The sequence below is a fragment of the Microbacterium pollutisoli genome (assembly GCF_053586795.1).
Window position 1 is genome coordinate 189,588 of sequence record NZ_JBNYWT010000002.1, and the last position, 22,149, is coordinate 211,736.

At 67.3% G+C, this 22,149-nt stretch carries 26 protein-coding genes; 13 read left to right on the plus strand and 13 right to left on the minus strand.

Annotation, left to right across the window (positions count from 1 at the left end; genetic code table 11):
* Window positions 1-73: 73 nt before the first annotated feature.
* From ACQ143_RS05665 to ACQ143_RS05675, 3 genes are all read right to left on the minus strand, one after another.
* Window positions 74-811 carry an Ltp family lipoprotein gene (locus ACQ143_RS05665; protein WP_449569733.1) on the minus strand — a complete coding sequence of 246 codons (738 nt, stop codon included), beginning with the start codon at window positions 809-811 and terminating at the stop codon, window positions 74-76.
* A 211-nt stretch (window positions 812-1,022) separates the two neighbouring features.
* The gene (locus ACQ143_RS05670) at window positions 1,023-2,204 is read right to left on the minus strand and encodes a thiolase family protein (protein WP_449569734.1); all 1,182 of its coding nucleotides are present in this window, start codon (window positions 2,202-2,204) and stop codon (window positions 1,023-1,025) included.
* A 63-nt stretch (window positions 2,205-2,267) separates the two neighbouring features.
* A complete protein-coding gene (locus ACQ143_RS05675) occupies window positions 2,268-2,390 on the minus strand; it encodes a hypothetical protein (protein WP_449569735.1) in 123 nt (40 codons plus the stop codon).
* 77 nt (window positions 2,391-2,467) lie between these two features.
* Between ACQ143_RS05675 and ACQ143_RS05680 the strand changes: the two genes are divergently transcribed.
* Together ACQ143_RS05680 and coaE are read left to right on the plus strand one after the other, a co-directional pair.
* Window positions 2,468-2,818, plus strand: coding sequence for a hypothetical protein (locus tag ACQ143_RS05680; protein WP_449569736.1), 351 nt, complete (start codon window positions 2,468-2,470; stop codon window positions 2,816-2,818).
* A 43-nt stretch (window positions 2,819-2,861) separates the two neighbouring features.
* The gene (coaE, locus tag ACQ143_RS05685; protein ID WP_449569737.1) at window positions 2,862-3,476 is read left to right on the plus strand and encodes a dephospho-CoA kinase; all 615 of its coding nucleotides are present in this window, start codon (window positions 2,862-2,864) and stop codon (window positions 3,474-3,476) included.
* Here coaE and ACQ143_RS05690 read toward each other — a convergent pair.
* The 3 genes from ACQ143_RS05690 to ACQ143_RS05700 are packed head-to-tail and all read right to left on the minus strand — an operon-like array spanning window position 3,451 to window position 6,043.
* The gene (locus ACQ143_RS05690) at window positions 3,451-4,365 is read right to left on the minus strand and encodes an NAD-dependent epimerase/dehydratase family protein (RefSeq protein ID WP_449569738.1); all 915 of its coding nucleotides are present in this window, start codon (window positions 4,363-4,365) and stop codon (window positions 3,451-3,453) included. The genes coaE and ACQ143_RS05690 overlap by 26 nt on opposite strands.
* On the minus strand, window positions 4,362-5,144 hold the full coding sequence (locus tag ACQ143_RS05695) for a MaoC/PaaZ C-terminal domain-containing protein (protein ID WP_449569739.1): 783 nt from the start codon (window positions 5,142-5,144) through the stop codon (window positions 4,362-4,364). Before ACQ143_RS05695 ends, ACQ143_RS05690 begins: the two co-directional genes overlap by 4 nt.
* Window positions 5,141-6,043, minus strand: a complete 903-nt coding sequence (locus ACQ143_RS05700; RefSeq protein ID WP_449569740.1) for an SDR family oxidoreductase — start codon at window positions 6,041-6,043, stop codon at window positions 5,141-5,143. The genes ACQ143_RS05695 and ACQ143_RS05700 overlap by 4 nt, the downstream gene beginning before the upstream one ends.
* Window positions 6,044-6,202: 159 nt before the next feature.
* Here ACQ143_RS05700 and ACQ143_RS05705 point away from each other — a divergent pair, with 159 nt between their 5' ends.
* The 4 genes from ACQ143_RS05705 (at window position 6,203) to ACQ143_RS05720 (ending at window position 9,640) form a co-directional block, all read left to right on the plus strand.
* The gene (locus ACQ143_RS05705; protein ID WP_449569741.1) at window positions 6,203-6,961 is read left to right on the plus strand and encodes an enoyl-CoA hydratase family protein; all 759 of its coding nucleotides are present in this window, start codon (window positions 6,203-6,205) and stop codon (window positions 6,959-6,961) included.
* Entirely contained in the window at window positions 6,958-7,827 is an 870-nt protein-coding gene (locus tag ACQ143_RS05710) for a CoA transferase subunit A (RefSeq protein WP_449569742.1), read from the plus strand. Before ACQ143_RS05705 ends, ACQ143_RS05710 begins: the two co-directional genes overlap by 4 nt.
* An 86-nt stretch (window positions 7,828-7,913) precedes the next feature.
* The gene (locus tag ACQ143_RS05715) at window positions 7,914-8,570 is read left to right on the plus strand and encodes a CoA-transferase subunit beta (protein WP_449569743.1); all 657 of its coding nucleotides are present in this window, start codon (window positions 7,914-7,916) and stop codon (window positions 8,568-8,570) included.
* Entirely contained in the window at window positions 8,567-9,640 is a 1,074-nt protein-coding gene (locus ACQ143_RS05720; protein ID WP_449569744.1) for an NAD(P)H-dependent flavin oxidoreductase, read from the plus strand. The genes ACQ143_RS05715 and ACQ143_RS05720 overlap by 4 nt, the downstream gene beginning before the upstream one ends.
* Before the next feature lie 110 nt (window positions 9,641-9,750).
* Here the strand turns inward: ACQ143_RS05720 and ACQ143_RS05725 are convergent, their stop codons facing one another.
* From ACQ143_RS05725 to ACQ143_RS05735, 3 genes are read right to left on the minus strand one after another with little or no spacing between them, the layout of a single operon-like run.
* Window positions 9,751-10,902, minus strand: coding sequence for an acetyl-CoA C-acetyltransferase (locus ACQ143_RS05725; RefSeq protein WP_449569745.1), 1,152 nt, complete (start codon window positions 10,900-10,902; stop codon window positions 9,751-9,753).
* Between the two features lie 35 nt (window positions 10,903-10,937).
* Window positions 10,938-11,726, minus strand: coding sequence for an SDR family oxidoreductase (locus ACQ143_RS05730; RefSeq protein WP_449569746.1), 789 nt, complete (start codon window positions 11,724-11,726; stop codon window positions 10,938-10,940).
* The gene (locus tag ACQ143_RS05735; protein WP_449569747.1) at window positions 11,723-12,889 is read right to left on the minus strand and encodes an acyl-CoA dehydrogenase family protein; all 1,167 of its coding nucleotides are present in this window, start codon (window positions 12,887-12,889) and stop codon (window positions 11,723-11,725) included. The genes ACQ143_RS05730 and ACQ143_RS05735 overlap by 4 nt, the downstream gene beginning before the upstream one ends.
* A 102-nt stretch (window positions 12,890-12,991) precedes the next feature.
* Here ACQ143_RS05735 and ACQ143_RS05740 point away from each other — a divergent pair, with 102 nt between their 5' ends.
* Genes ACQ143_RS05740 through ACQ143_RS05755 form a run of 4 tightly spaced genes read left to right on the plus strand, consistent with a single transcriptional unit; the run spans window position 12,992 to window position 17,101 of the window.
* Window positions 12,992-13,858 (plus strand): enoyl-CoA hydratase, encoded by an 867-nt coding sequence (locus tag ACQ143_RS05740; protein WP_449569748.1) that lies wholly within the window; start codon window positions 12,992-12,994, stop codon window positions 13,856-13,858.
* Window positions 13,855-15,024 (plus strand): acyl-CoA dehydrogenase family protein, encoded by a 1,170-nt coding sequence (locus ACQ143_RS05745; RefSeq protein WP_449569749.1) that lies wholly within the window; start codon window positions 13,855-13,857, stop codon window positions 15,022-15,024. The genes ACQ143_RS05740 and ACQ143_RS05745 overlap by 4 nt, the downstream gene beginning before the upstream one ends.
* Window positions 15,024-15,989, plus strand: a complete 966-nt coding sequence (locus tag ACQ143_RS05750) for an acyl-CoA dehydrogenase family protein (protein WP_449569750.1) — start codon at window positions 15,024-15,026, stop codon at window positions 15,987-15,989. The genes ACQ143_RS05745 and ACQ143_RS05750 overlap by 1 nt, the downstream gene beginning before the upstream one ends.
* Entirely contained in the window at window positions 15,989-17,101 is a 1,113-nt protein-coding gene (locus ACQ143_RS05755; protein WP_449569751.1) for an acyl-CoA dehydrogenase family protein, read from the plus strand. Before ACQ143_RS05750 ends, ACQ143_RS05755 begins: the two co-directional genes overlap by 1 nt.
* A gap of 29 nt (window positions 17,102-17,130) precedes the next feature.
* Here the strand turns inward: ACQ143_RS05755 and ACQ143_RS05760 are convergent, their stop codons facing one another.
* A complete protein-coding gene (locus ACQ143_RS05760) occupies window positions 17,131-17,574 on the minus strand; it encodes a nuclear transport factor 2 family protein (RefSeq protein WP_449569752.1) in 444 nt (147 codons plus the stop codon).
* On the minus strand, window positions 17,571-18,311 hold the full coding sequence (locus tag ACQ143_RS05765; protein WP_449569753.1) for an SDR family NAD(P)-dependent oxidoreductase: 741 nt from the start codon (window positions 18,309-18,311) through the stop codon (window positions 17,571-17,573). Before ACQ143_RS05765 ends, ACQ143_RS05760 begins: the two co-directional genes overlap by 4 nt.
* A gap of 48 nt (window positions 18,312-18,359) precedes the next feature.
* On the opposite strand from ACQ143_RS05765, the gene ACQ143_RS05770 reads away from it, so the two are divergent.
* Window positions 18,360-18,797 (plus strand): VOC family protein, encoded by a 438-nt coding sequence (locus ACQ143_RS05770; protein WP_449569754.1) that lies wholly within the window; start codon window positions 18,360-18,362, stop codon window positions 18,795-18,797.
* Here ACQ143_RS05770 and ACQ143_RS05775 read toward each other — a convergent pair.
* Together ACQ143_RS05775 and ACQ143_RS05780 are read right to left on the minus strand one after the other, a co-directional pair.
* On the minus strand, window positions 18,791-19,726 hold the full coding sequence (locus ACQ143_RS05775; protein ID WP_449569755.1) for an aldo/keto reductase: 936 nt from the start codon (window positions 19,724-19,726) through the stop codon (window positions 18,791-18,793). The two genes, ACQ143_RS05770 and ACQ143_RS05775, sit on opposite strands and share 7 nt — an antisense overlap.
* Window positions 19,723-20,445 (minus strand): SDR family NAD(P)-dependent oxidoreductase, encoded by a 723-nt coding sequence (locus ACQ143_RS05780; RefSeq protein ID WP_449569756.1) that lies wholly within the window; start codon window positions 20,443-20,445, stop codon window positions 19,723-19,725. The genes ACQ143_RS05775 and ACQ143_RS05780 overlap by 4 nt, the downstream gene beginning before the upstream one ends.
* 84 nt (window positions 20,446-20,529) lie before the next feature.
* On the opposite strand from ACQ143_RS05780, the gene ACQ143_RS05785 reads away from it, so the two are divergent.
* Both ACQ143_RS05785 and ACQ143_RS05790 read left to right on the plus strand, forming a co-directional pair.
* The gene (locus ACQ143_RS05785) at window positions 20,530-21,399 is read left to right on the plus strand and encodes a CoA transferase subunit A (protein WP_449569757.1); all 870 of its coding nucleotides are present in this window, start codon (window positions 20,530-20,532) and stop codon (window positions 21,397-21,399) included.
* The gene (locus ACQ143_RS05790; RefSeq protein WP_449569758.1) at window positions 21,396-22,148 is read left to right on the plus strand and encodes a CoA-transferase subunit beta; all 753 of its coding nucleotides are present in this window, start codon (window positions 21,396-21,398) and stop codon (window positions 22,146-22,148) included. Before ACQ143_RS05785 ends, ACQ143_RS05790 begins: the two co-directional genes overlap by 4 nt.
* Window position 22,149 lies beyond the last annotated feature (1 nt).

A 22,149-nucleotide genomic window follows, 5' to 3' on the forward strand; every position in this document is an offset into this window, starting at 1 on the left:
CATTGCATGACACGCCGAAGCTGTGGGGACCGTGGGCCGCCGCGATCCAGCATCGACCGCCCACGGCGCCCCATCAGTAACCTACGGCGGCCAGTCCATGCTCGATCTGCTCGGGAGTGAACTCCTCGTAGGCGAGCTGGTCGTACAGTCCCTGCCGGGAGAACGATGAATAGTCGAGGTAGCTGGCGGCCTTCTCTGCGGCTTCTGCCATCCAGTCCGCACCGGCGTTGTCGGCACCGAACGTGGCATCCTCAGTGGAGAAGCCTTCGTATTCCAGCTGCCCGATCAGACCCGCCCGCGAGAACCCGGAGTAGTCGAGGTACGACTGAGCCTTCCGGATCGCATTCTGCTGCGCGAGCGTGTAGACAGGCTTCGGCGCTTCGCTGGTGACGCTGAGTTCGAGCCCCTCCAGCGGATATGAACCCCTCACCGGCTGCTGAGCCGTGATGACCCAGTCATCCTCGACGCCATCGGCATCGAGCGTGAGGCCGAGCTTGTCGAGCTTGGCCCGTGCTTCGCCGATGGTGTCGCCCACCAACTCGGGCACCGCGACCATCTCGATTGCCTCTTCGGCAGGCCGCTTGGACTCCTGCGTGAATCCACCGCCCGTGGTGGCCTGCTCAGAACCATTCGTCGAGGCGGTCTCGGCGTCGGACGATGTCGTTCGGCCGTTGAGCCCGTTGACGATGATGCTCACAAGTACGAGCACCCCGATGCCGACGAGGAGCCACTGCCACCACTTCAGCTTCGTCAGACCACGCTTACCCGTAGCCGAACTCGCCCCAGAATTGTTCGTCTTGATGTCAGACATAACAGATCCTTCTGATCATTCAAGGCACAGACCCCAGGTGTGTGCCACCGGCCGACGGCCAGTAGACCAGGACACACCAGACCTCCGACATCGCGATTCGATGCAGGCACGAGCCGGCACCGTTCGCCCGCATATCCCCAAAGCACAGGCCGAACCCAGAGGGCCTCGGGAGCTCACGCTCCGGGGGCCCTCGTGCGTTCACACCGCGCGGTCAGAGCCGTTCGATGATGGTGGCGTTGGCCATGCCGCCGCCCTCACACATCGTCTGCAGGCCGTAACGGCCGCCGGTCGCCTCCAGGTACGACAGCAGCGTGCCCAGCAGCCGGGTGCCCGACGCCCCGACGGCGTGCCCGAGGGCGATCGCGCCACCCCACGGGTTGAGCTTGTCGGGGTCGGCGTCGAGCTCCTGCATCCACGCCAGCGGCACGGACGCGAAGGCCTCGTTGACCTCGTAGGCGTCGAGGTCACCGATCGACAGGCCGCTGCGCTCGAGGATGCGACGCGTGGCGGGAATCGGCCCGGTGAGCATGAACACCGGGTCGTCGCCGACGACCGAGAACGCATGGAAGCGGGCGCGGGGCGTCAGTCCGAGCTCGACCGCCTTCTCCTCGCTCATGATGAGGGCCGCCGAGGCCGCGTCGGTCAGCGGGGACGAGCTGCCGGGCGTGATCTTCCACTCGATGTCCGGGAACCGGGCGGCCATCTCCTCGGTGCGGAACGGCGTCGGAAGTGAAGCCAGGCCCTCCGCCGTGGTCCCGGCGCGAACGGTCTCGTCGAACGCGACGGCGTCGGTGGCGTCCGGCGGCAGCACGGGGATCACCTGTGAGTCGAAGCGGCCCGTCGACCACGCCTGGGCGGCGCGCTGGTGCGACTGCGCCGAGAACTCGTCGAGCGCGGTACGCGTGAACCCCCACTTGTGGGCGATGAGTTCGGCCGACACCCCCTGGTTCACGAGGCCGTCCGGGTAGCGGGCGGCGATGCCGGCGGCCGTCGTTCCGCCCTGCCGCGACGAGCCGAGCGGCACCCGGCTCATCGACTCGACCCCTGCGGCGATGACGATGTCGTAGGCGCCGGCGATCACACCCTGCGCGGCGAAGTGCGCGGCCTGCTGACTCGACCCGCATTGGCGATCGACGGTGACGGCGGGCACCGACTCGTCGAAGCCGGCGGCCAGCGTCGCCAACCGGCCGATGTTCATGGCCTGGTCGCCGATCTGGCTCACGCAGCCCATCAGCACGTCGTCGATCTGCGTGGACTCGAGGCCGTTGCGTTCCAGCAGCGCCGTCAGGGTCGCGGCCGCCAGGTCGACGGGGTGGATGCCGCTGAGCGCCCCGCCGGGCTTGCCTCGACCCGACGGGGTACGCACGACATCGACGATCACGGCGGTGGGCACGGCAGCCTCCTTGCTTCGGCGGTCCTTCCGCCCAGCGTAGCCGGAGGCCGCCGGCCCGACCGCTCAGAAGCCGGGTCCGTTGCCCTCCGGCGCGGCGTACAGCGGCCCGACGCTGCTGAGCCCGAACGACTTGGCGCGGTCGTAGCGGAAGATCGCCGACGTGTTCGGAATCTGACGCTCGCCCACCGGCTGCCGACGGTGAGGGGTCTCGCACCCTCACTTCTTCGGCGTAGCGCGGATCGAGCACACTCACGGTCAACGCGGTGATCCCCACGGCGCTGTCGCCGATGACGGCCACCATCCCCGCCTACACGCAGGTCTACGAGGACTATGTGGCCGGGAAGGGCATCCCCACCGAGTACCGCCGCGACCACGCCCTCGGCACGCCCGAAGACGTCGCTGCCCTGATCGTGTGGCTGAGCTCCGCCGAGTCGGCGGGGGTCACCGGCCAGGCGATCGGGATCGGCGGGGACCGACTCACCCTCTATGCCCACCCGGCCGTGCTGCGCACGCTCGATCACGACGGAGGTTGGACCGCGGACGCGATCGACGCGGCATGGGCCGCGGAGCTGGCACCGCTGGCGCAGACGTCGGGGCCGCGCGAGAAGGGGTGAGCTGCGCTGTGACTAGGGTCGTGGCATGATCACCTCGCTCCTGGTGGGCCTCACCGGCGGGATCGGCGCCGGAAAGAGCACCGTCGCCCGTGCGCTCGCCGGTTTCGGAGCCCGCGTCATCGACGGGGACGACGCGGCCCGCGCAGTGGTTGACCCGCACTCAAAGCCGGGCGCCGTACTGCTCGGAAGCATCGCTGAACTGCTCGGCAATCGAGCCCTGCGACCCGACGGCAGCCTGGACCGGGCATTCGTCGCCACCCGGATCTTCAGCGATTCGGGCGTGCGACACGAGTACAACGCGCTGTTGCGTCCAGCGATCATCGACGAAGTCGGCCGACGTATCGCCGCAGCGCGCAGCACGCCCGGCATCATCGTGCACGAGAACCCGTTGCTGAGTCGCCGATCGGCTGCACTGCCATGGACATATGACGTGATCGTGACGGTGGAAGCCGACGAGAAGACTCGCGTGGGGCGACTGCGTCACGGGCGCGGATACAGTGCCGACGAAGCCGCTGCTCGGGCACGTGCCCAGGGAGCGGAAGGCGACCGCATCGCCGTCGCCGACATCGTTCTTCGCACCGACGGCACCCTGGCACAGACGCAGGCTGCTGTCGCCGATCTCTGGCTTCGGCTCAGCGGAATGCGTCCGCAGCGGTGACGATCTCCGCGAGCGCGCGATCCACGTCGTCACGGTCATAGCCCAGCAACGCGGTCTCGGCCTCATCGGGCTCATAGGAGATCACAGCACCCCGACCCTGCACGATGAAGCGGTCCGGCTGATACGGATGCTCCTGATCGATCTCGACAACCGTCCGGTCGCTTCCGGCCGCATCGGCCAGTGCCTGGAAGTACTCGCGATACGTGAAGTTGCGGTCACCGACCAGATACGCGCGCCCTGCCTCGCCGGCGTCGAGCGCACCCTGTACGGCCTGCGAAAGCGAGCGCACCGACATGTAGTTCGTGCCGCCGGGCGGCGCGAACAGCGCGGGCTCCTCCAGCTCGCCGCGCACCCACGAGATCATGCGGGCGAACCTGCGCAGGTTCTTCTCATCGGCACCCACAATCGATGGAGGGTTGAGGGTGATCGCAGCGAAGCCCTCATCGCTGAGGGCACGAGCACGAACATCAGCATCCCGGCGCGCGGCGACGTAGGGGACGCGCTCGGCCCATTCGGGGTGCAGCTGGTGATAGTAACTGCCGATCTGAACGAACGTCCCCACACCGGCCTGCTTCGCACGCGCGGCGAACCGTGGCACACCGCCGGACTGCGTGCGCTCCCAGAACGCCGCGTCCTCCTGGTTGGCGGGGACGTGCCGGATGTCGTTGCCGGCGGCGAACACGATGGCGTCGAACGCCTCGAGCTCGGCTGGGGCCGCGTCCTCGGTGTAATCGCCGACGATGCGGGGCAATCCGGCGATCGCGCTCGGATCGCGATCTGACGGCTCACGGCGCGACATCGCGGTGACGACGTCGCCCCGGGCTGCGAGGTCGGCGGCGATGTGACTTCCGATCATCCCCGTAGCTCCGACGACGAGAATTCTGCTCATGCGAATGCCGCCTGTCCTTCCGAGATGACCGGTGCACCATCGCGACGCACCTCGAAACCGCCGTCGGCCCACGACTCCACCTCGAGTGCGTCACCGGGTACGACGGGGCCGCTGAACCGCCCTCTGAGGGAGGCGAGATCGGCCGGGTGCGCATTCTGCGCCGCAGCGAGCACAAGGGTCGTCGCAGCAAGGGTGCACAGTCCCTGGAGGATCGGCACGGGCTGCCCGATGCGCGCCGACGCCGTGGGGTCGATGTGGATGTGGTGGCGGTCACCGGTGAGCCGGTACAGCGCCGCCTGGGTGGGAAAGGTCGACAGCATCGACCGGGTGCCGTCGCCGCGATCGGGGGCCGCGGGACGCGAGGGGCCCCGCTCACCGCCAAACCCACCGACTCCGGGCGCGAACAGCGACCACGCCGCGGTGAACTCATCGCACTCGACGATCACCTCGAACACCGCCGCAGACCCTTTGTCCCAGACATCGCCGACACGCGCACTCAATCGCAGCTCGCCGGATCGCGGAAGCGGTCGGTGCACCTCAAGGGTCTGCGCACCGTGCACGGCCCGATTGTCGAACGCGCCCGCCTCAGCGAGCACGTCCGGTGCCCACTGAGCCAGGGTGAGTCCGAAAGTGGGAAGCACGCGAAGCCTGTCTTCGAACACAAGGTCCAGATCATCGGCCTGCGCCCCGACGGCGAGTGCGTAGAGGATGGCATCGCTCTCGGCGTATGCGACGGTACGCTCGCCCAGCGGGCGGCCGGCCCAGTCCCCCGCGATCATGCGCCGTACACCGGCTCGGGCGCACGCCCTTCGGTGACCATCGCACGCACGGCTTCGCCGACCTCGGCGGCGGACCAGCGTCGGTCGAGTTCACGTACGGGTCCGTGCCGCCAGCCCTCTTCAAGACAGATCCGACCTCCTTCGACCTCGAGGACTCGGCCGGTGATCGTGCAGTCGGCACTGCCGAGCCAGGCCACGACGGGCGAGACGTTGGCGGGGTGCATCCGGTCGAAACCTGCATCCGGCGCTGCCATCGCAGCGGCGAACGGCCCCTCTGTCATGCGCGTCCGCGCCGAGGGCGCGATGGCGTTCACGTGCACTCCATAGCGCGCGAGCTCTTGCGCAGCCACCAGAGTCAGCGAGGCGATGCCGCCCTTGGCCGCAGAGTACGCTGCTTGGCCGACACTGCCCTGCAGTCCAGCCCCCGATGAGGTGTTGATGACCCGTGCGATCGGCTGCCGACCCTCCTTCGCCTCAGCACGCCAATATGCTGCAGCGTGGCGCAACGGCGCGAAATGGCCCTTGAGATGCACGCGGAGGACGGCGTCCCACTCGTCCTCCTCGGCGTTCACCAGCATCCGATCCCGCACGAATCCGGCATTGTTCACCAGGATGTCGAGGCGACCGAATGCGTCGATCGCCTGTGCCACCATGTCGCCGGCCTGCGCGAAATCCGCGACGTCTGCACCGTTGGCGACTGCCTCGCCACCGGCGGCGCGAATCGTGTCGACGACCTCCTGCGCCGGCCCGACCGACACCCCGGCACCATCGAGCGTCGTGCCGAGATCGTTCACGACCACCTTCGCGCCCTGTCGCGCGATTTCCAGCGCGTGCTCGCGGCCGAGGCCGCGGCCGGCCCCGGTGACGATGGCGACGCGGCCCTCGAGGATTCCTGCCATGTTCGACTCTCCTTTGAGACAGCGCGCTGAACCGCGCGGTGACGAGATGTGCGTTACCCTACCAACCAAGCAAACGCTAGGGCAAATATCCTCCGTCGCTTCCGCTGCAACCAAGCAAGTGCTAGGGTCACTTGAGCAAACGTTAGGTTAGGTGTCTCGATGACGATCACTTCCACTCTTCACGCCCGCGGCGTGCGCACCGTCACCATGGACTATCCGCCGGTCAACGCGCTGCCCGTTGCCGGTTGGTTCGCCATCGCAGAAGCCATGCGTGAAGCGTCCGCCGACCCCGACACGCGCGTTGTCATCCTGCGCGCCGAGGGGCGCGGCTTCAACGCCGGGGTCGACATCAAAGAGATGCAGCGGATCGAGGGATTTTCCGGCATCCTCGGCGCCAACCGCGGTTGCTATGAGTCGTTCAAAGCGATCTACGAATGCGCGGTACCCGTGATCGCCGCCGTCAATGGCTTCTGCCTCGGTGGCGGTGTGGGTCTGGTCGGCAACAGCGACGTGATCGTCGCATCCGACGACGCGACCTTCGGTGTTCCAGAGGTCGATCGGGGCGCCCTCGGCGCTGCCACCCACCTGTCACGACTCGTGCCGCAGCACATGCTGCGCTCCATGTATTACACCAGCCGCACAGTGACGGCTCAGCGGCTCGAAGAGTTCGGGTCGGTCAGCGCCGTCGTGCCGCGCGCCGCGCTCGACGACACGGCGCGGGCGCTCGCCGAAGAGATCGCCGCAAAGGACACGCGCGTCATCCGCGCAGCCAAGGAAGCGCTGAACGGCATCGATCCGATCGATGTCAACCGCAGCTACCGTTTTGAGCAGGGGTTCACCTTCGAACTCAACCTCGCGGGTGTCGCCGACGAGCACCGCGACCACTTCGTGGCCACCGGAGGGAATCTCGAGACATGACCGTCGCGGCCCTGGAGGATATCGGGGCGCTGATTGAGGACGGCATGACAATCGGGATCGGTGGCTGGGGTTCACGGCGCAAGCCGATGTCACTGGTACGACAGATTGTCCGCTCCGGCGCGCAGGACCTGCGCATCGTCAGCTTCGGCGGACCAGACATCGGGACGCTGTGCGCGACCGGACAGGCACGTGAGATCGTGCATGCATTCGTCTCACTCGACAGCATCGCGATCGATCCGCACTTCGCCGCCGCACGTCAGAGCGGCACCGTACGCAGCGTCGAGTATGACGAGGCGATGATGATCGCAGGCCTGCGCGCGGCCGCGCGCCGGCTGCCCTTCGAGGTCACTCGCGCAGGGGCAGGCTCCGACGCGGTGACACGCAACCCGGAGATCCGCACCATCGCCTCGCCGTACGCGGGCCCGGAAGACGACGAACGACTCGTCGCCATGCCCGCGATCCCCCTCGACCTCGCCCTGCTTCACCTGGACCGTGCAGACATCGCCGGCACAGCGGTGTGCGTGGGGCCCGATCTCTTCTTCGACGATCTGTTCGCCGGCGCCGCGCGCTACACGGTCGCCAGCGTTGAAGAGATCCTCGACACGCGCGATCTGCTGGTCGATGCCACGCCGACGACATCGGTACTCAACCGCACACTCGTCGATATGTGCGTCGAGGTTCCCGGCGGCGCCGGCTTCACGGCACATCCTCCCTACGCGCCACGCGACGAGCGTCTTCAGCGGGCGTACGTCCAAGCGGCAGCCGATGCAGAACTGTGGGCGCGGTTCCGCGCGCGCTTCATCGACGTCGATGAGCACGCCTACCGCAACGAGGTCGCCGCGTTCCACATGGAGACCGAGCGATGAGCATCTCCCGAGCCGAGGTCGCCGTGACCGCATGCAGCGATCTGTTCATCGGTGCCGGCGCGATCCTCGCCAGCACCGTCGGCATCGTGCCGACCATCGGTGCCCGATTGGCGCGGCTCACGCACGCGTCGAAGCTGCTGTTCAGCGACGGCGAGGCGACGCTGTACGCCGACGTCCCAGCCGTCGACGAACCCTTCCGAGAGCCTGAGGCACCTTTCCCCTACCGCGATCTGTTCGAGCTGATGGCCCGAGGCCGCCGGCACGTCGTGATGGGAGCGGCCCAGATCGACCGTCACGGCAATCAGAACCTGTCCGCCATCGGCGATCGCGATCGACCGGCCCGGCAACTGCTCGGTGCGCGCGCAGCCGCGACGAACTCCGTGAACCACGCGACAAGCTACTGGATCGCGAAGCATTCGCCTCGAGTGTTCGTCGAAGACGTCGACGTCGTCACCGGAGTAGGTCCCGCCCGCGCGCGGCGAACGGGCGCTTCGCGGTTCCAAGATCTGCGTCGCGTCGTCACCGATCTCGCCGTGCTCGATTTCTCCGGTCCGGCCGGGACCCTCGCGCTGGTCAGCATCCACCCGGGCGTTTCGACCGATGAAGTAGCCGCCGCCACAGGGTTCGCGCTGCATATCCCGGGCGAGGTAGCGGTCACGCGAGAACCGAGTGGACGCGAATTGCAGCTCATCCGCCAGCGCCTGGATCCGCGCGGGCTCCGCGACCGAGAGGTGAATCGATGACCGTTCCCCCCCTGCTGTCGACCCGACTGACGCAGCTCACCGGTGTCGATCACCCGATCGTCCAGACCGGTATGGGCTGGGTCGCCGGCGCGCGATTGGTGTCGGCGACGGCACGGGCCGGCGCACTGGGCATCCTCGCCTCGGCGACGATGAGCTACGACGAGCTCGAGAAGCAGATCATCGAGGTGACTGAACGCACCGACCGTCCGTTCGGTGTGAACCTGCGGGCCGATGCCGGTGATGCCGCCGAGCGCGTCGAATTGCTCATTCGCCATGGCGTGAAGGTGGCCAGTTTTGCGCTCGCCCCCCGGCGCGAGCTGATCGATCGCCTCAAGGAGCACGGTATCGTCGTCATCCCTTCGGTCGGCGCTGTCCGCCATGCCGAGAAGGTCGCGGCATGGGGTGCCGACGCCGTGATGGTGCAGGGTGGTGAAGGCGGCGGTCACACGGGTGCCGTGCCGACATCCATCCTGTTGCCCTCGGTCGTGTCGGCAGTCGACATCCCGGTCGTGGCTGCCGGCGGCTTCCATGACGGGCGGGGACTCGCGGCAGCCCTCGCCTACGGGGCCGCGGGTGTCGGCATGGGTACGCGCTTCCTGCTCACCAGTGACAGCGCGGTACCGGAGGCCATCAAGGAGCGATACCTCGGATTCGGGCTTGACGGCACGGTGGTGACGACGAAAGCCGATGGTATGCCCCATCGCCTGCTCCGCACCGAGTTCGTCGAGGGCCTCGAGGGACGCTCCGGGATTTCGCGACTGATCCCGACCGTGCGACGGTCACTGGAGTTCAAGAAGCTCTCGGGCCTGAGCTGGCCCGGCTTTCTCAAAGAAGGGCTGTCGATGAAGAGAGCGACGGGACGATCCTGGTCGCAGATGGCCCTTGCCGCCAACACGCCGATGCTTCTGAAAGCCGGCCTGGTCGATGGCGACACACATGCCGGCATGCTGGCCGCCGGCCAGGTGGTCGGGATGATCGATGATCTCCCCAGCTGCGAGGAACTCGTCGATCGTGTCGTGCGTGATGCTGCCGCGCATCTGCGTGCTGCTGCGGCGCAGTTGGTGGCGTGACCGGGATCTGCTCCCACACCGTGGTCGGCCTGTCGGGATTGCGTCCACCGGGAGAAAGACGCTCGGCGCGGGTCACGTGAGGACCCGCGCCGAGCGTCTTCGCAGCGGTGTCAGAGTCGCTCGATGATCGTGACGTTCGCGAGTCCGCCCCCCTCGCACATCGTCTGCAGCCCGTAGCGACCGCCGGTGCGCTCGAGCTCGTTGAGAAGGGTTGCCATGAGTCGGGTCCCGGTGGCCCCGATCGGATGACCGAGCGCGATGCCGCCGCCGTTGACGTTCACCTTCTCATACGGGGCGCCGGTCTCCTTCATCCATGCCAGCACGACGGGCGCGAACGCCTCGTTCACCTCGAACAGGTCGATATCGTCGATGCGCATGCCCGTCCGCTCGAGCGCGTGCTTCGTCGCCGGGATCGGTGCAGTGAGCATATAGACGGGGCTGTCACCGCGCACGGAGATGTGATGGATGCGAGCGCGAGGGGTGAGCCCATGCTGTTTGACCGCTCGCTCGCTCGCAACGAGCACTGCACTGGACGCATCACTGATCTGCGAAGCGACGGCCGCGGTGAGCCGCCCACCCGGGGCGAGCGGGTCGAGCGAGGCCATCCTCTCCAGCGATGTGTCGCGCCGCACCCCTTCGTCCTGCGTAAGGCCGTTGAGCGGCACGATCTCGTTCACGAACCGGCCCTCATCCTGAGCGGCGGCTGCCCGCTGATGGCTGTGCAGTGCGAACTGCTCCATCTGGTCACGGGTGAGGTCCCACTTGTCGGCGATCATCTCGGCGCCGACGAACTGCGAGATCTCCTGTTCCGGGTAGCGCTGCTGCCACCCCGGAGACTCGGCGAACGGCGTCGTGAATCCGTACGCCTCACCCGCGGTCATGGCAGATGAGATCGGCAGTTGAGACATGTTCTGCAGGCCGCCCGCGATCACGAGATCGTTCGTGCCGCTCATCACTGCCTGCGCAGCGAAGTGGACCGCCTGCTGACTCGATCCGCACTGACGGTCGATAGTGACGCCCGGCACGTGTTCCGGGAATCCGGCGACCAGCAGCGCAGTGCGCGCGACGTTACCGGCCTGGCCGCCGAGCGTATCGGTGGCACCGATGATGACGTCGTCGATCGCACCGGGATCAATGCCGACACGGTCTACCAGGGCGCGCAGACTGTGCGCACCGAGGTCTGCCGGGTGGATGCCCGCGAGCGAGCCGTGCCGCTTTCCCACCGGTGAGCGCACTGCGTCCACGATGTATGCCTCTGCCATGTTCTACCCTCTCTCTGCGCCGCCTGTCGCGGTGCTCACGCGTGCTGACTGCTGACCGACACGACCTCGCCGGTCATGTAGGACGAATACCCGCTGGCAAGGAAGACCATCACGTTGGCGACCTCCCACGGCTCCGCGGCCCGGCCGAACGCCTCCCGCGCCTTCAATTGCTCGAGCAGCTCGGGCGAGGTGACCTTCTCGAGGAAGGGGTGCATCGCCAGGCTCGGCGACACGGCATTGACCCGGATCCCGTGCGCGGCCAGGTCCATCGCCGCGCTGCGGGTGAGTGCCATCACCCCTGCCTTGGCCGCGGCATAATGCGCCTGCTCGGCTTGTGCCCGCCACCCGATCACCGAGGCGTTGTTGACGATCACCCCGGCCGTACCCGACGCGACCATCCGGCGGCCGACAGCACGGACGCAGCGGAAGGTGCCCGTGAGTGTGACATCGAGCACCTTGTCCCACTGCTCGTCAGTCATGTCGAGGATCGACACCGAACCACCGAGTCCGGCGTTGTTGATCATCACGTCGACGGGCCCGCCCTGCTCCGCGATATCGAGCAGCGCCTGCACCTGTGCTTCGTCGGTGACGTCGCACGTCACGCTCCGCACGCGGTGTTGTCCGAAGCGTTCCCCCAGCTGCTGCTGCGCTTCTGCAAGCCGGCCCTCATGTGTATCACTGATGACCACGAGCACCGCGCCCTCCTCCAGGCAGCGCACGGCGACAGCCTGCCCGATCCCGGCGCCGGCAGCGGCGGTGACGATGACGCGCTTACCGTCGAGCAGACCGTGACCCGCGACGTATTCGGGTGCGATGATGTTCATGGGCGGGCCTCCCTGGGCAGGCCGAGCACACGCTCGGCGATGACGTTGCGTTGAATCTCGTTCGAGCCGCCGTAGATCGTGTCCGCTCTACTGAAGAGGAAGAGCGACTGCAAGGGGTCGAGCGCGTACTCTTGACCGACCTCGAGGGCGCCAGGCCCGGCGACATCCATCGCGAGCTCGCCGAGCGCCCGGTGCCAATCGGCCCAGAGCAGCTTTGCAACCGACGCCGAGTCACCCTGTTCTCCCCCGAGGGTGCGCAGCGCATGCTGGCGGATCACTTCGAGATCCATCCGGGCGCCCACGAGGCGTTCGCGGATGACGGCGTCGTCGATCGCGCCGGTGCGCTCGGCCGAGTCGATGACGGCATCCAGCTCGCGGCGGAAGGCGATCTGCTGCGCGAGCGTGGAGACCCCGCGTTCGAACCCGAGCGTAGCCATTGCGACCTTGAAGCCATTGCCTTCGCCGCCGACGACAAGCGATGCCTCGGTGCGGGCGTCGTCGAAGAAGACCTCGTTGAACTCACTCGTGGCGGTGAGCTGGGTGATGGGACGCACCTCGACCCCGGGCTGGTCCATCGGCACAAGCAGGTACGAGAGGCCACGGTGCCGCACCGAGCCGACCTCTGTACGCGCAATCACAAAACACCACTGCGCCTCCTGGGCGAGCGAGGTCCACACTTTCTGGCCGTTGATGACCCAGGAGTCCCCTTCGCGCACCGCGCGCGTCGATACCGCGGCGAGGTCAGACCCGGCACCAGGCTCCGAATACCCCTGGCACCACAGCTCTTCGACGGCGACGATCCTCGGCAGGAACCGGGCTTTCTGCTCGGCCGTGCCATGGGCGATCAGCGTCGGGCCGAGCAACTCCTCACCCAAGTGGTTGACCCGCGCGGGGGCACCAGACCGGGCGTACTCCTCGTGGAAGATCACCTGCTGTTGGATGCTGAGACCACGACCACCGTACTCCTGCGGCCAGGCGACGCAGGTCCAGCCTGCGGAGGCCATGTGACGGTTCCATTCCAGGCGGGCCTCGAAGTCCTCATGCTCACGTCCGGATCCCCCGCGGCCCCGCAATGACGCGAAGCGGCCGCTGAGGTTCTCCTCGAGCCAGCTGCGGATCTCCGCTCGGAAGCGTTCGTCCGCTTCGTGCTGCATCGGGTCCATCTCTGCTCCTCGTCGAGTCGTGGTCTCCGGCTTCCTGTTCACGTATAGTATCAACTAAACCAAGCGATTGTTTGGTTGGTTGAGTTCAGGGAGGAACCCGTCATGTCCGACGACACCGCCGGCGACGTCGTCACCTACGAGGTGCGCGGCACGACCGCGATCATCCGATTGAACCGCCCGCAATACCGCAACGCACAGAACTCGAAGGTCACCTACGCGCTCGACGCGGCTTTCATTCGCGCCGTCGACGATGACGCCGTGAAGGTCATCGTGCTCGGCGGCAACGGCAAGCACTTCTGCGCCGGCCACGACATCGGCACCCCCGAGCGTGATATCGACGAGACATTCGAGCGCAAAGCGGTCATCTGGTGGGACCATGTCGGCGCCGCAGGTGTCGACTCACGCTTCGCCCGCGAGTCCGAAGTGTACCTCGGCATGTGTCGCCGCTGGCGCGAGGTCCCGAAGCCGGTCATCGCAATGGTGCAAGGCGCCTGTATCGCGGGGGGACTCATGCTCGCCTGGTCCTGCGACTTCATCGTCGCCTCCGACGACGCTTTCTTCCAGGATCCGGTGGTGGCGATGGGCATCCCGGGCGTGGAGTACTTCGCCCACCCGTGGGTGACCAACCCTCGCGCCGCCAAAGAGCTGCTCTACACCGGTGATCGGATGCCGGCGACCAGGGCTTATGAGCTGGGCATGGTCAACCATGTCGTGCCGCGCGACGAGCTGGAAGCACACACCCTCGAACTTGCCGAGCGTATCGGCCGGATGCCGCGGCTGGGCCTGGCCTTGACCAAGAAGGCCGTCAATCAGGCAGAAGACCTCCAAGGCATGCGGGCCGGCATGGATTCGGTGTTCGGCCTGCACCACGCCGCCCACGCCCACAACGCCGAGGTCGGCGGAGACTCGCTCGGCGGCGTCGATGTGAAGTCGATCAAAGCCGACGCCCGGAGCGAGGCGACACGATGAACCTCGATCTGACGCCCGAGCAGCAGGCATTCGTCGCCGAAGCACGCGCGTGGCTTGCCGAGAACGTCCCGACGGCGCCGCTGCCGTCGATGGATACGGAAGAGGGATTCGCCGCACATCGCGAATGGGAGGCGAAGCTCGCCGAGGGGCGCTGGTCGGTCGTGTCCTGGCCCGAAGAGTACGGTGGCCGGGATGTCGGCATCACCGAGTGGGTGCTTTTCGAGGAGGAGTACTACCGCGCAGGAGCGCCCACCCGCGTGGCACAGAACGGCATCTCGCTGCTTGCCCCCATCCTGTTCGAGCACGGCACGCCGCAGCAGCACGAGCGTTATCTGCGCGCCATGACCGACGGGTCGCTGATCTGGGCGCAAGCTTGGTCGGAGCCGGGCGCCGGGAGCGATCTTGCCGCCATCCGCAGCACAGCTCGACGTGATGACGCGCGCGGCGGGTGGGTGCTCAACGGGCAGAAGATCTGGAGCTCGCGTGCGGTCTGGGCTGACCGGGGGTTCGGCTTGTTTCGATCCGACCCCGATGCCCAGCGCCATCGCGGCCTGACGTACTTCCTGTTCCCCATGGACGCCGAGGGAATCACCGTCCGTGCCATTGCGCAACTGGACGGCACCACCGGATTCGCCGAGATCTTCTTCGATGATGTCTTCGTCCCCGACGACGACGTGCTCGGCGCGCCGGGCGACGGGTGGCGGGTCGCGATGAGTACAGCGGGCAACGAACGCGGCCTGTCGCTTCGCGCGCCCGGCCGCTTCATGGCCGCGGCCGAGCGGCTGATCGCATTGCAAGACGATCGCGTTGTGCCACACGAGAATGATGCGGTGGTCGACGCCTGGATCGGTGCCGAGGCATACCGCTTGTTCACCTGGCGAACGGTGAGTGCTCTACTCGAAGGTGGCACCGTCGGCGCCGAGGGAAGCATCAACAAGGTGTTCTGGTCTGAGTTGGATGTGCACATCCATGAGACGGCGCTGCGAATCCTCGGCCCGGACGCCGAGCTGCGCGGAGAAACTGCTGTCGATGCCGGCCGTTGGGTCGACGATTACCAGTTCGCGCTGGCCGGCCCGATATACGCAGGCACGAACGAGGTGCAGCGCAACATCATCGCGGAGCGGATCCTCGGTCTTCCCCGCGGCGGAGACGGAAGGCGTTCCTGATGCGGTTTCTGATCACTGAAGAGCAGTCCGCGTTCGCGGAGGCGATCGATGAGGTCGTCGAGGGCGCAGGGGGCAGCGATATCGCCCGCGCCTGGGCGGACGGCGACACCACCGCCGGCCTGGCTCTCTGGGAGCAGTTCGGGGAGCTCGGTCTACTCGGCCTGCGTGTCGATGAGAGGGAGGGAGGGTTCGGGGGCTCGGCCGGCGACCTCGCCGTCGTCTTCGAGCGGCTCGGATACCACGGTGCGCCCGGCCCCTACCTGGAGACCGTCGCTCTTCTGCCCGCCCTGGTTCCTGGTGACGTGCGCCGTGAGCTTGCCACCGGCACGATCGCGACGGCTGCTGTCGACGGCATCGCCCCTGCGGCGTTGGATGCTGCGATCGCCGATCGTCGGTACCTTGTACGCGACGGCGCGCTGCATCAGGCGGAGATCTCTGTGGAATTGGAGTCCGTCGCTCCCACCCGTCATCTGGCACGTCTCAACAGCTCGGGCGGAGGGACGCCACTGGAGCCGGCGGGCCTGCAGCGGGCCTTGAACGAGGCGGCACTGGCTGCAGCGGCGATGCTCGTCGGCGCCGGCGAGCGGATGCTGGACGAAGCCGTCTCATACGCGCAGGTGCGCGAGCAGTTCGGTCGGCCCATCGGCGAGTTCCAGGCCCTGAAGCACCAGCTTGCGAACGTGCGCGTCGCCCTGAGTTTCGCGCAGCCACTGGTGTGGAATGCTGCGCTGCGCCTGCGCGAGTCCGACGCGGATCGCGCCGTGTCGGCGGCGAAGGTGGCTGCTTCGGATGCCGCCTTGCTGGCCGCCCGCGTGTCGCTGCAGGTGCATGGCGCCATCGGCTACACCGCGGAGCACACCCTGCGGATCTGGCTCGGGCTGGCTCCTGCCCTCTCCGGCGCATGGGGCACACCCGCCGCGCATCGCGCGCGGATCGCGCGTGATCTCCTGGCGAAGGGACTGTGATGTCGTTCGAACCAGATGAGGACCAGCTCGAGCTCGTCGCCCTGGTTCGCGATGTGCTTGAGCAACACGCCGACAGCGCGGCGACCCGTCGCGCTATCGAAAGCGCACCCGGATTCGACGTGGAGCTGTGGCGGCTGATGCGTGAAGAGATCGGCGTCGCAGGCCTCGCCATCCCCGAGCAGTACGGCGGTGCCGGCTACACGTTGCGCGAGCAGCAGCTTGTGTTGGAAGAGATCGGCCGTTCGCTGGCGCCCTCGCCATACCTCGGGTCGGTGGCCATCGCCGCACAGGCGATCCTCGCAACCGAGGATGTGGCGGCGGCGGAGCGCCTGCTCCCGAGCATCGCGGATGGCACCCTCTCGGCCGCTCTGGCCTGGGCTGACCCATCCGGTCGGTTCACCCCTGACCGTATCGGTGTGCGGGCGCGCCCGAAGGGCAGCGCCTGGACCTTGGACGGATCGGTCGGGTTTGTGTTGGACGGCGATATCGCCGATGTGCTGCTGGTGATCGCGATGACCGAAGCCGGACCCCGCCTGTTCGAGGTCGCTCCCACCGATGGGGTCACCCGCGAGCGGGTATCTACGATGGACCAGACTCTACGTCTGACGGCTCTGCATTTCGCTGACGTCGACGCCCATCCTGTCGGTGAAGCCGATGCCCGAACGTGGGAGCGAATTCAGGCCGTCGCACTGGCATCCATCAGCGCCGTCCAGGCCGGAACGTCGGCGAGCGCACTGGAGATGACCGTCGCGTATGCGAAGCAGCGAGTGCAGTTCGGGCGCCAGATCGGCTCATTCCAGGCGATCAAACATCGCCTTGCCGACATGCATGTGCGGGTCGAGGTCGCGGTGACGGCATCGCGCGGGGCAGCAGCCGCCTTGGCGGACGGCACCACCGACCGACTTGCGCTCGCGAAGGTCGCCAAGGCGGTCTGTTCGGACTCACTCTCGCACGTCGCCTCGGAGACGATCCAGCTGCACGGTGGGATCGCCATCACGTGGGAGCACGACGCCCATCTGGTTTTCAAGCGGGCACATGCGCTCGGCCAGCTGTTCGGAACGGCTCACGAACAGCGGGCAGCCGCAGCGGACTGGGCGCTCCAGCGGCTCTGACGGCAAGAATCGCCGCCTCCGCCGTCCACTCACCGCAGCAGGACGCGCTCCGTCCAGTCAGTGTGCTTGCGCCGTTCGCGGAAGAGCCAGCACTCTCCTTCCCGCACCAGGGTGTCGTCGTACCGGTCACAGAGGGTGAACCGGACGCGGCCGCCCTCTCCCTCGGTGATGTGATGCGACACGCAGGTCGTCCGGGCCTTCGCGGTGCCCCCGTCGATCTCGACGCTGCTGGGCGCCAGCACATGGCTCGTGACGGCGAAGTCCGTAAGGACACCGAATGCGGCGGTCAGTTCGGGGCGTCCCTGCGCCGTCTGAGAAGGGACGTCCCGACCGGGCCGGAACATCAGCATCCGCCCGTCGGCGGTGAACAGCCTCGCCATGTCGGCGAAGCGGCGCTCGTCCGCATACCGCGCGTAGCGGGCGATCACGTCGGTGATCGCCCGCCAGTCATCGAATCCGAGGGTGGTGCTCACGCCACCTGTCCGCCGTCGACGATGAAGTCCTGACCGGTGCAGTAGCTGCTCGCATCACTGGCCAGGAAGGCCACCATATTGGTGATCTCCTCGGGGCGTCCGGCGCGCGGAATCGGAATGCGTGTGATGAAGCCGACACCGGCACGAGTGTCCTCCGAGATCATCGGGGTGTCCACCGCGCCCGGGCACACGCTGTTCACGCGGATGCCCAGATCCGCCAATTCTCGGGCGAGCGCCTTCGACACCCCGCGCAGGCCCCACTTCGATGCCGAGTAAGGCACGCGGTTCGCGTAGCCCGCAACACCGGCGGTAGAGGCGATGTTGATGATCGACGCCCCCTCGGACATGAGTGGCACGATCGCCTGGACGCCGAGCATGGGTCCGATGAGGTTCACGTCGAGCGTGAGTCGGATCACCTGCTCGGGGGTCTCGGCGAGCGGTCCCTCAGGACAGAACCCAGCGTTGTTGACCAGCACGTCGACGCGGTCGAATTTCGCAGCGGCGGCCTCTGCGACCTCGTGCCACGCGTCCGCCGAAGATACATCGTGCGCGAGTCCGACCGCATCGTCGCCGAACTCGGTTGCGAATTCCCGCACCGCGTCGCCGTCCAGATCGGTCAGCACCAGACGCGCACCGAGCGCGCGGAACGTGCGCGCGTGCGATCGTCCTTGCCCTCCCGCGGCACCGGTGATGAGAGCGACCTTGCCGACGAGATCGATGATGGGCATTGCGTCCATGGGTTTCCTCCGAGATAGTTATCTAACAAGCGTTTGTTTGGAGACCGGATGACCAGAATCCACCACATCGGCCTCACTGTCAGCGACACTGCAGCCGCCACGGCTTTCTACGCTGCCGTCACCGGGGGCACGGTGACCGGGCCGCTGGTGAAGCATGGCGCTGCAGTCGAAGCGGTCACGGGCTACCCGGGAGCCGAGATCCATCTCACGTTCATCCGCACGGGCGACGGAGTCTACATCGAGCTGGCCGAGTACCGCGGCGTGCCGCAGCGTCCGACCGATCCGGACAACGGACGCGCGGGCGCAGCGCATCCCGCGATTGTCGTCGATGACATGGACGCGGCGCTCGAGCGCGTCACCAGCCTCGGCTACCGCCCCCTGTCGGACGCCGCGACGGCCACGGCCGGCCCGCTCGAAGGCTACCGTTACGTATACGTGCTCGGGCCCGACGATGTCCGCGTAGAACTCCTGGAAGAGCCTCACTGAGCATGCTCCGCAGCGCCTTCGCGGGGTGAGCGCAGGGACGCCCCCACGCCATCCGCTCCCGGGATGTCAGCGGCCAGCAGCCCGTGGTCTTCCTCATCGAGTTGCAACCGGCTCGCCCGCACGGAATCGCGAATGCTCTCAGGGCGGCTGGCGCCCGGCAACGGGATCATGCGCGGCGACAACGACAGCAGCCAGGCTAGCGCGACGCGCTGCACACTGACGCCGTGTCTGTCCGCCACGCGCTGGAATGCCGGTGCGGATTCGCCGAGTCCCTTGGCCGCACGCATACCACCGAACGGACCCCACGCGAGGAAGGCGAGGTCATGGCGCTCACACATCCGCAGGACAGGCGCGTGGGACCGCTCAAGCGGCGAGTACTCGTTCTGGACACTGACCAGGGCTGTCCCGAGGATGTCCACGGCGGACTGCAGTTGGGCCTCGTCGACATTCGAGACACCGATCCGGAGGGCGATGCCTTCATCGACCAGCGCACGGAGTGCGCCCAGCGAATCTTCGTAGGGCACCTTCGGATCCGGCCGGTGCAACTGGTACAGCGGCAACGCCTCGAACCCGAGTCGGCGCAGCGATGCGCGCGCGGCTCTCCCGAGATGGGCAGGACTGCCATCGATCCACCACGTCGCGTTCGGGCCGCGGGTATGACCGCCCTTCGTTGCGAGGATGACACGGGAGAGGGAGTCGGGACGCGCCCGCAGCGCGGCGATGATCGCCCGTTCGTTGATCCCCATCGCACCGATGGGCCCATAACTGTCGGCAGTGTCGAACAGGGTCACACCCGCATCGAGAGCCGCGTGCACGGTGGCAACCGCGCGCTCCTGGTCGACCTCCAGGGTCTGGGTGAGCGTCATCGCCCCCATGCCCACGGACGAGACTCGCAGGTCCGCGATCGATCGGACTCCGGCCATCCTCATCGCCCCACCACCGTCCACCCGCCGTCGACCGGCAGAGACTGACCGAGCACGTGCGAGGCATCGCACAGCATCCACACGATGGCCGCGGCGATCTCCTCGGGCGACGCCAGCGCACCCCGAGGGGTGCGCTGTTCCACACGAGTCAGGTCATAGCCCCGCGAAACCATGTCCTCGACCATGGGCGTGCGGGTGTGCCCCGGCGCCACCGCATTGACGCGTACCCCCAGGGGCGCCCATTCGACGGCGAGGTTTTCCATGAGCTGGCGTACGGCCGCCTTGGCAGTGCCGTAGTCGGTCTGGTTCGCCCAGCCCCGGTATGCCGTCGTCGACGACACCAGCACGATCGCCCCCTCTCGGCCCTCGAGTCGCCGGACCATCGCCCGCGCGACCGCCAATGTCCCCACGACGTGGATGTCGTACAGCTGTCGAAGGTTGTCGAGTTCGATGTCGAGCGCGGGCACGAACGCGCCACGGATGCCATGACAGGCGACCAGCCCTCGCACACGTGCACAGTCGGACGCCACCGTCAGCGCCTCCTCGACCGCCGCTTCGTCCCGCACATCGACGAGCATGGTGCGCACATTCGGCCGGGGATTTTCGACGAGATCGAATACGGTGACCTCGATCCCTCGGGCCAGGAGCAGCGCGACCACGGCGTCACCGATACCGCTCGCCCCTCCGGTGACGACCACATGCTCGATCGCGGGTTCCTGGGTCACACCAGCTCCTTCGCTGCTCATCCTCCGCCCATGCTAGTGTGTTTCCCAAACAAGCGCTAGGTTTGCAGATGCGAAGGAGCAGCGATGTCCGGCAAGCGGTTGAGCATCGAGGAGGCCGTGGCCACCTTGGAGAGCGGAATGACCATCGGCATCGGAGGCTGGGGGTCCCGGCGTAAACCCATGGCGCTCGTGCGCGAGATACTGCGCCGCGACGACCTGACGGATCTGACCGTCGTCGCGTTCGGCGGGCCGGACGTCGGACTGCTTTCCGCCGCCGGGCGCATCCGGCGATTGATCTGCGGTTTCGTCTCGCTCGACAGCATCCCGCTCGACCCGCTCTTCACACAGGCACGCGAACGCGGCGAACTCGAGCTCGAGGAGTACGACGAGGGGATGTTCGTCGCCGGCCTGCGCGCCGCGGGTGCACGACTCGACTTCCTGCCGATCCTCGCGGGAATCGGGTCCGACGTCCTTCCCGCCAACCCGCGCCTACGCACAGTGCGGTCTCCTTACTCGGATGCCGAGTACGTGGCCGTCCCCGCACTGAATCTCGATGTCGCGCTCGTGCACGTGAACCGGGCAGACCAGAAGGGCAATGCGCAGTATCTGGGACCGGATCCGTACTTCGATGACCTGCTCGCAATGGCCGCGAAGCGCACCATCGTCTCGGCCGAGAAGGTTGTGCCCACGTCGGCGCTGCTCGACGAAGGCTCGTTCCACACGCTGCTGTTCAGCCGCATCTACACGTCCGCCGTCGTAGAGGCGCCGCGCGGCGCCCACTTCACCACGTGCGCACCCGACTACGGCCGGGACGAAGCGTTCCAGAAGCACTACGCATCCGCCGCGAAGGACCCGCAGTCCTGGGCCGACTTCGAACAGACCTTCCTGCAGACCGATGAGGCCGGTTACCACGCGGCCGTCGCCCAGTTCCACGCTGACCGAGGAGAGTCATGACCACCGATGCCACCATCGCCGAGATCTGCGTCGCCGCCTGCGCCGACACGTACCGAGAGTCCGGCGAGGTGCTCGCTCACGCCGTGGGTATCGTCCCCTCGCTCGGCGCTCGCCTCGCACGCCTGACCACCGCGCCGGAGATCGTGCTCAGCGACGGCGAAGCCTTCTTTCTGAGCAACCCGCCGCAACCCGGCGATCCGGCGGCCCCCGAGCCGACCATCGAAGGTTGGGCGCCGTTCCGCCGAATTTTCGAGATCCTCGCCACCGGTCGTCGGCAAAGCATGATGGGCGCGAGCCAGATCGATCGCTTCGGCAACCAGAACATCTCATTGATCGGCGACTGGAAGCACCCCAAGCGGCAACTGATCGGTGTGCGCGGCGCCCCCGGAAACACCGCGAATCACCGCGTCGACTACTGGGTCGCTCGCCACAGTGCCCGGGTGTTCGTCGACACGGTCGACATGGTTTCGGGTGTCGGCAACGACCGTGCACGCCAGGCGGGTCTTCAGCACCACCACCTGGGCGTGATCGTCACCAACCTCGCCGTATTCGGGTTCGCCGAAGACGGCCACGTCGAAGTGCGCTCCATCCACCCCGGCGTGGATCCTCAGACGGTCGTCGACAACACCGGCTTCCCGATCGACGTGGTCGACGCCCCTCTGACGCGCGTGCCCAGTACGGAAGAACTCCGTCTGATCCGCGAGGTGCTCGACCCGCGCGGCAGCCGCACGCGCGAGGTCACGAACTGAC

What these genes read in the sequence shown, in the direction of transcription:
- ACQ143_RS05665 (WP_449569733.1), bottom strand. Translation starts at nt 811, where the DNA reads ATGTCTGACATCAAGACGAACAATTCTGGGGCGAGTTCGGCTACGGGT.
- ACQ143_RS05690 (WP_449569738.1), bottom strand. Translation starts at nt 4,365, where the DNA reads ATGAGCAGAATTCTCGTCGTCGGAGCTACGGGGATGATCGGAAGTCAC.
- ACQ143_RS05695 (WP_449569739.1), bottom strand. Translation starts at nt 5,144, where the DNA reads ATGATCGCGGGGGACTGGGCCGGCCGCCCGCTGGGCGAGCGTACCGTC.
- ACQ143_RS05700 (WP_449569740.1), bottom strand. Translation starts at nt 6,043, where the DNA reads ATGGCAGGAATCCTCGAGGGCCGCGTCGCCATCGTCACCGGGGCCGGC.
- ACQ143_RS05705 (WP_449569741.1), top strand. Translation starts at nt 6,203, where the DNA reads ATGACGATCACTTCCACTCTTCACGCCCGCGGCGTGCGCACCGTCACC.
- ACQ143_RS05710 (WP_449569742.1), top strand. Translation starts at nt 6,958, where the DNA reads ATGACCGTCGCGGCCCTGGAGGATATCGGGGCGCTGATTGAGGACGGC.
- ACQ143_RS05720 (WP_449569744.1), top strand. Translation starts at nt 8,567, where the DNA reads ATGACCGTTCCCCCCCTGCTGTCGACCCGACTGACGCAGCTCACCGGT.
- ACQ143_RS05725 (WP_449569745.1), bottom strand. Translation starts at nt 10,902, where the DNA reads ATGGCAGAGGCATACATCGTGGACGCAGTGCGCTCACCGGTGGGAAAG.
- ACQ143_RS05730 (WP_449569746.1), bottom strand. Translation starts at nt 11,726, where the DNA reads ATGAACATCATCGCACCCGAATACGTCGCGGGTCACGGTCTGCTCGAC.
- ACQ143_RS05735 (WP_449569747.1), bottom strand. Translation starts at nt 12,889, where the DNA reads ATGGACCCGATGCAGCACGAAGCGGACGAACGCTTCCGAGCGGAGATC.
- ACQ143_RS05740 (WP_449569748.1), top strand. Translation starts at nt 12,992, where the DNA reads ATGTCCGACGACACCGCCGGCGACGTCGTCACCTACGAGGTGCGCGGC.
- ACQ143_RS05745 (WP_449569749.1), top strand. Translation starts at nt 13,855, where the DNA reads ATGAACCTCGATCTGACGCCCGAGCAGCAGGCATTCGTCGCCGAAGCA.
- ACQ143_RS05750 (WP_449569750.1), top strand. Translation starts at nt 15,024, where the DNA reads ATGCGGTTTCTGATCACTGAAGAGCAGTCCGCGTTCGCGGAGGCGATC.
- ACQ143_RS05755 (WP_449569751.1), top strand. Translation starts at nt 15,989, where the DNA reads ATGTCGTTCGAACCAGATGAGGACCAGCTCGAGCTCGTCGCCCTGGTT.
- ACQ143_RS05765 (WP_449569753.1), bottom strand. Translation starts at nt 18,311, where the DNA reads ATGGACGCAATGCCCATCATCGATCTCGTCGGCAAGGTCGCTCTCATC.
- ACQ143_RS05770 (WP_449569754.1), top strand. Translation starts at nt 18,360, where the DNA reads ATGACCAGAATCCACCACATCGGCCTCACTGTCAGCGACACTGCAGCC.
- ACQ143_RS05775 (WP_449569755.1), bottom strand. Translation starts at nt 19,726, where the DNA reads ATGAGGATGGCCGGAGTCCGATCGATCGCGGACCTGCGAGTCTCGTCC.
- ACQ143_RS05785 (WP_449569757.1), top strand. Translation starts at nt 20,530, where the DNA reads ATGTCCGGCAAGCGGTTGAGCATCGAGGAGGCCGTGGCCACCTTGGAG.
- ACQ143_RS05790 (WP_449569758.1), top strand. Translation starts at nt 21,396, where the DNA reads ATGACCACCGATGCCACCATCGCCGAGATCTGCGTCGCCGCCTGCGCC.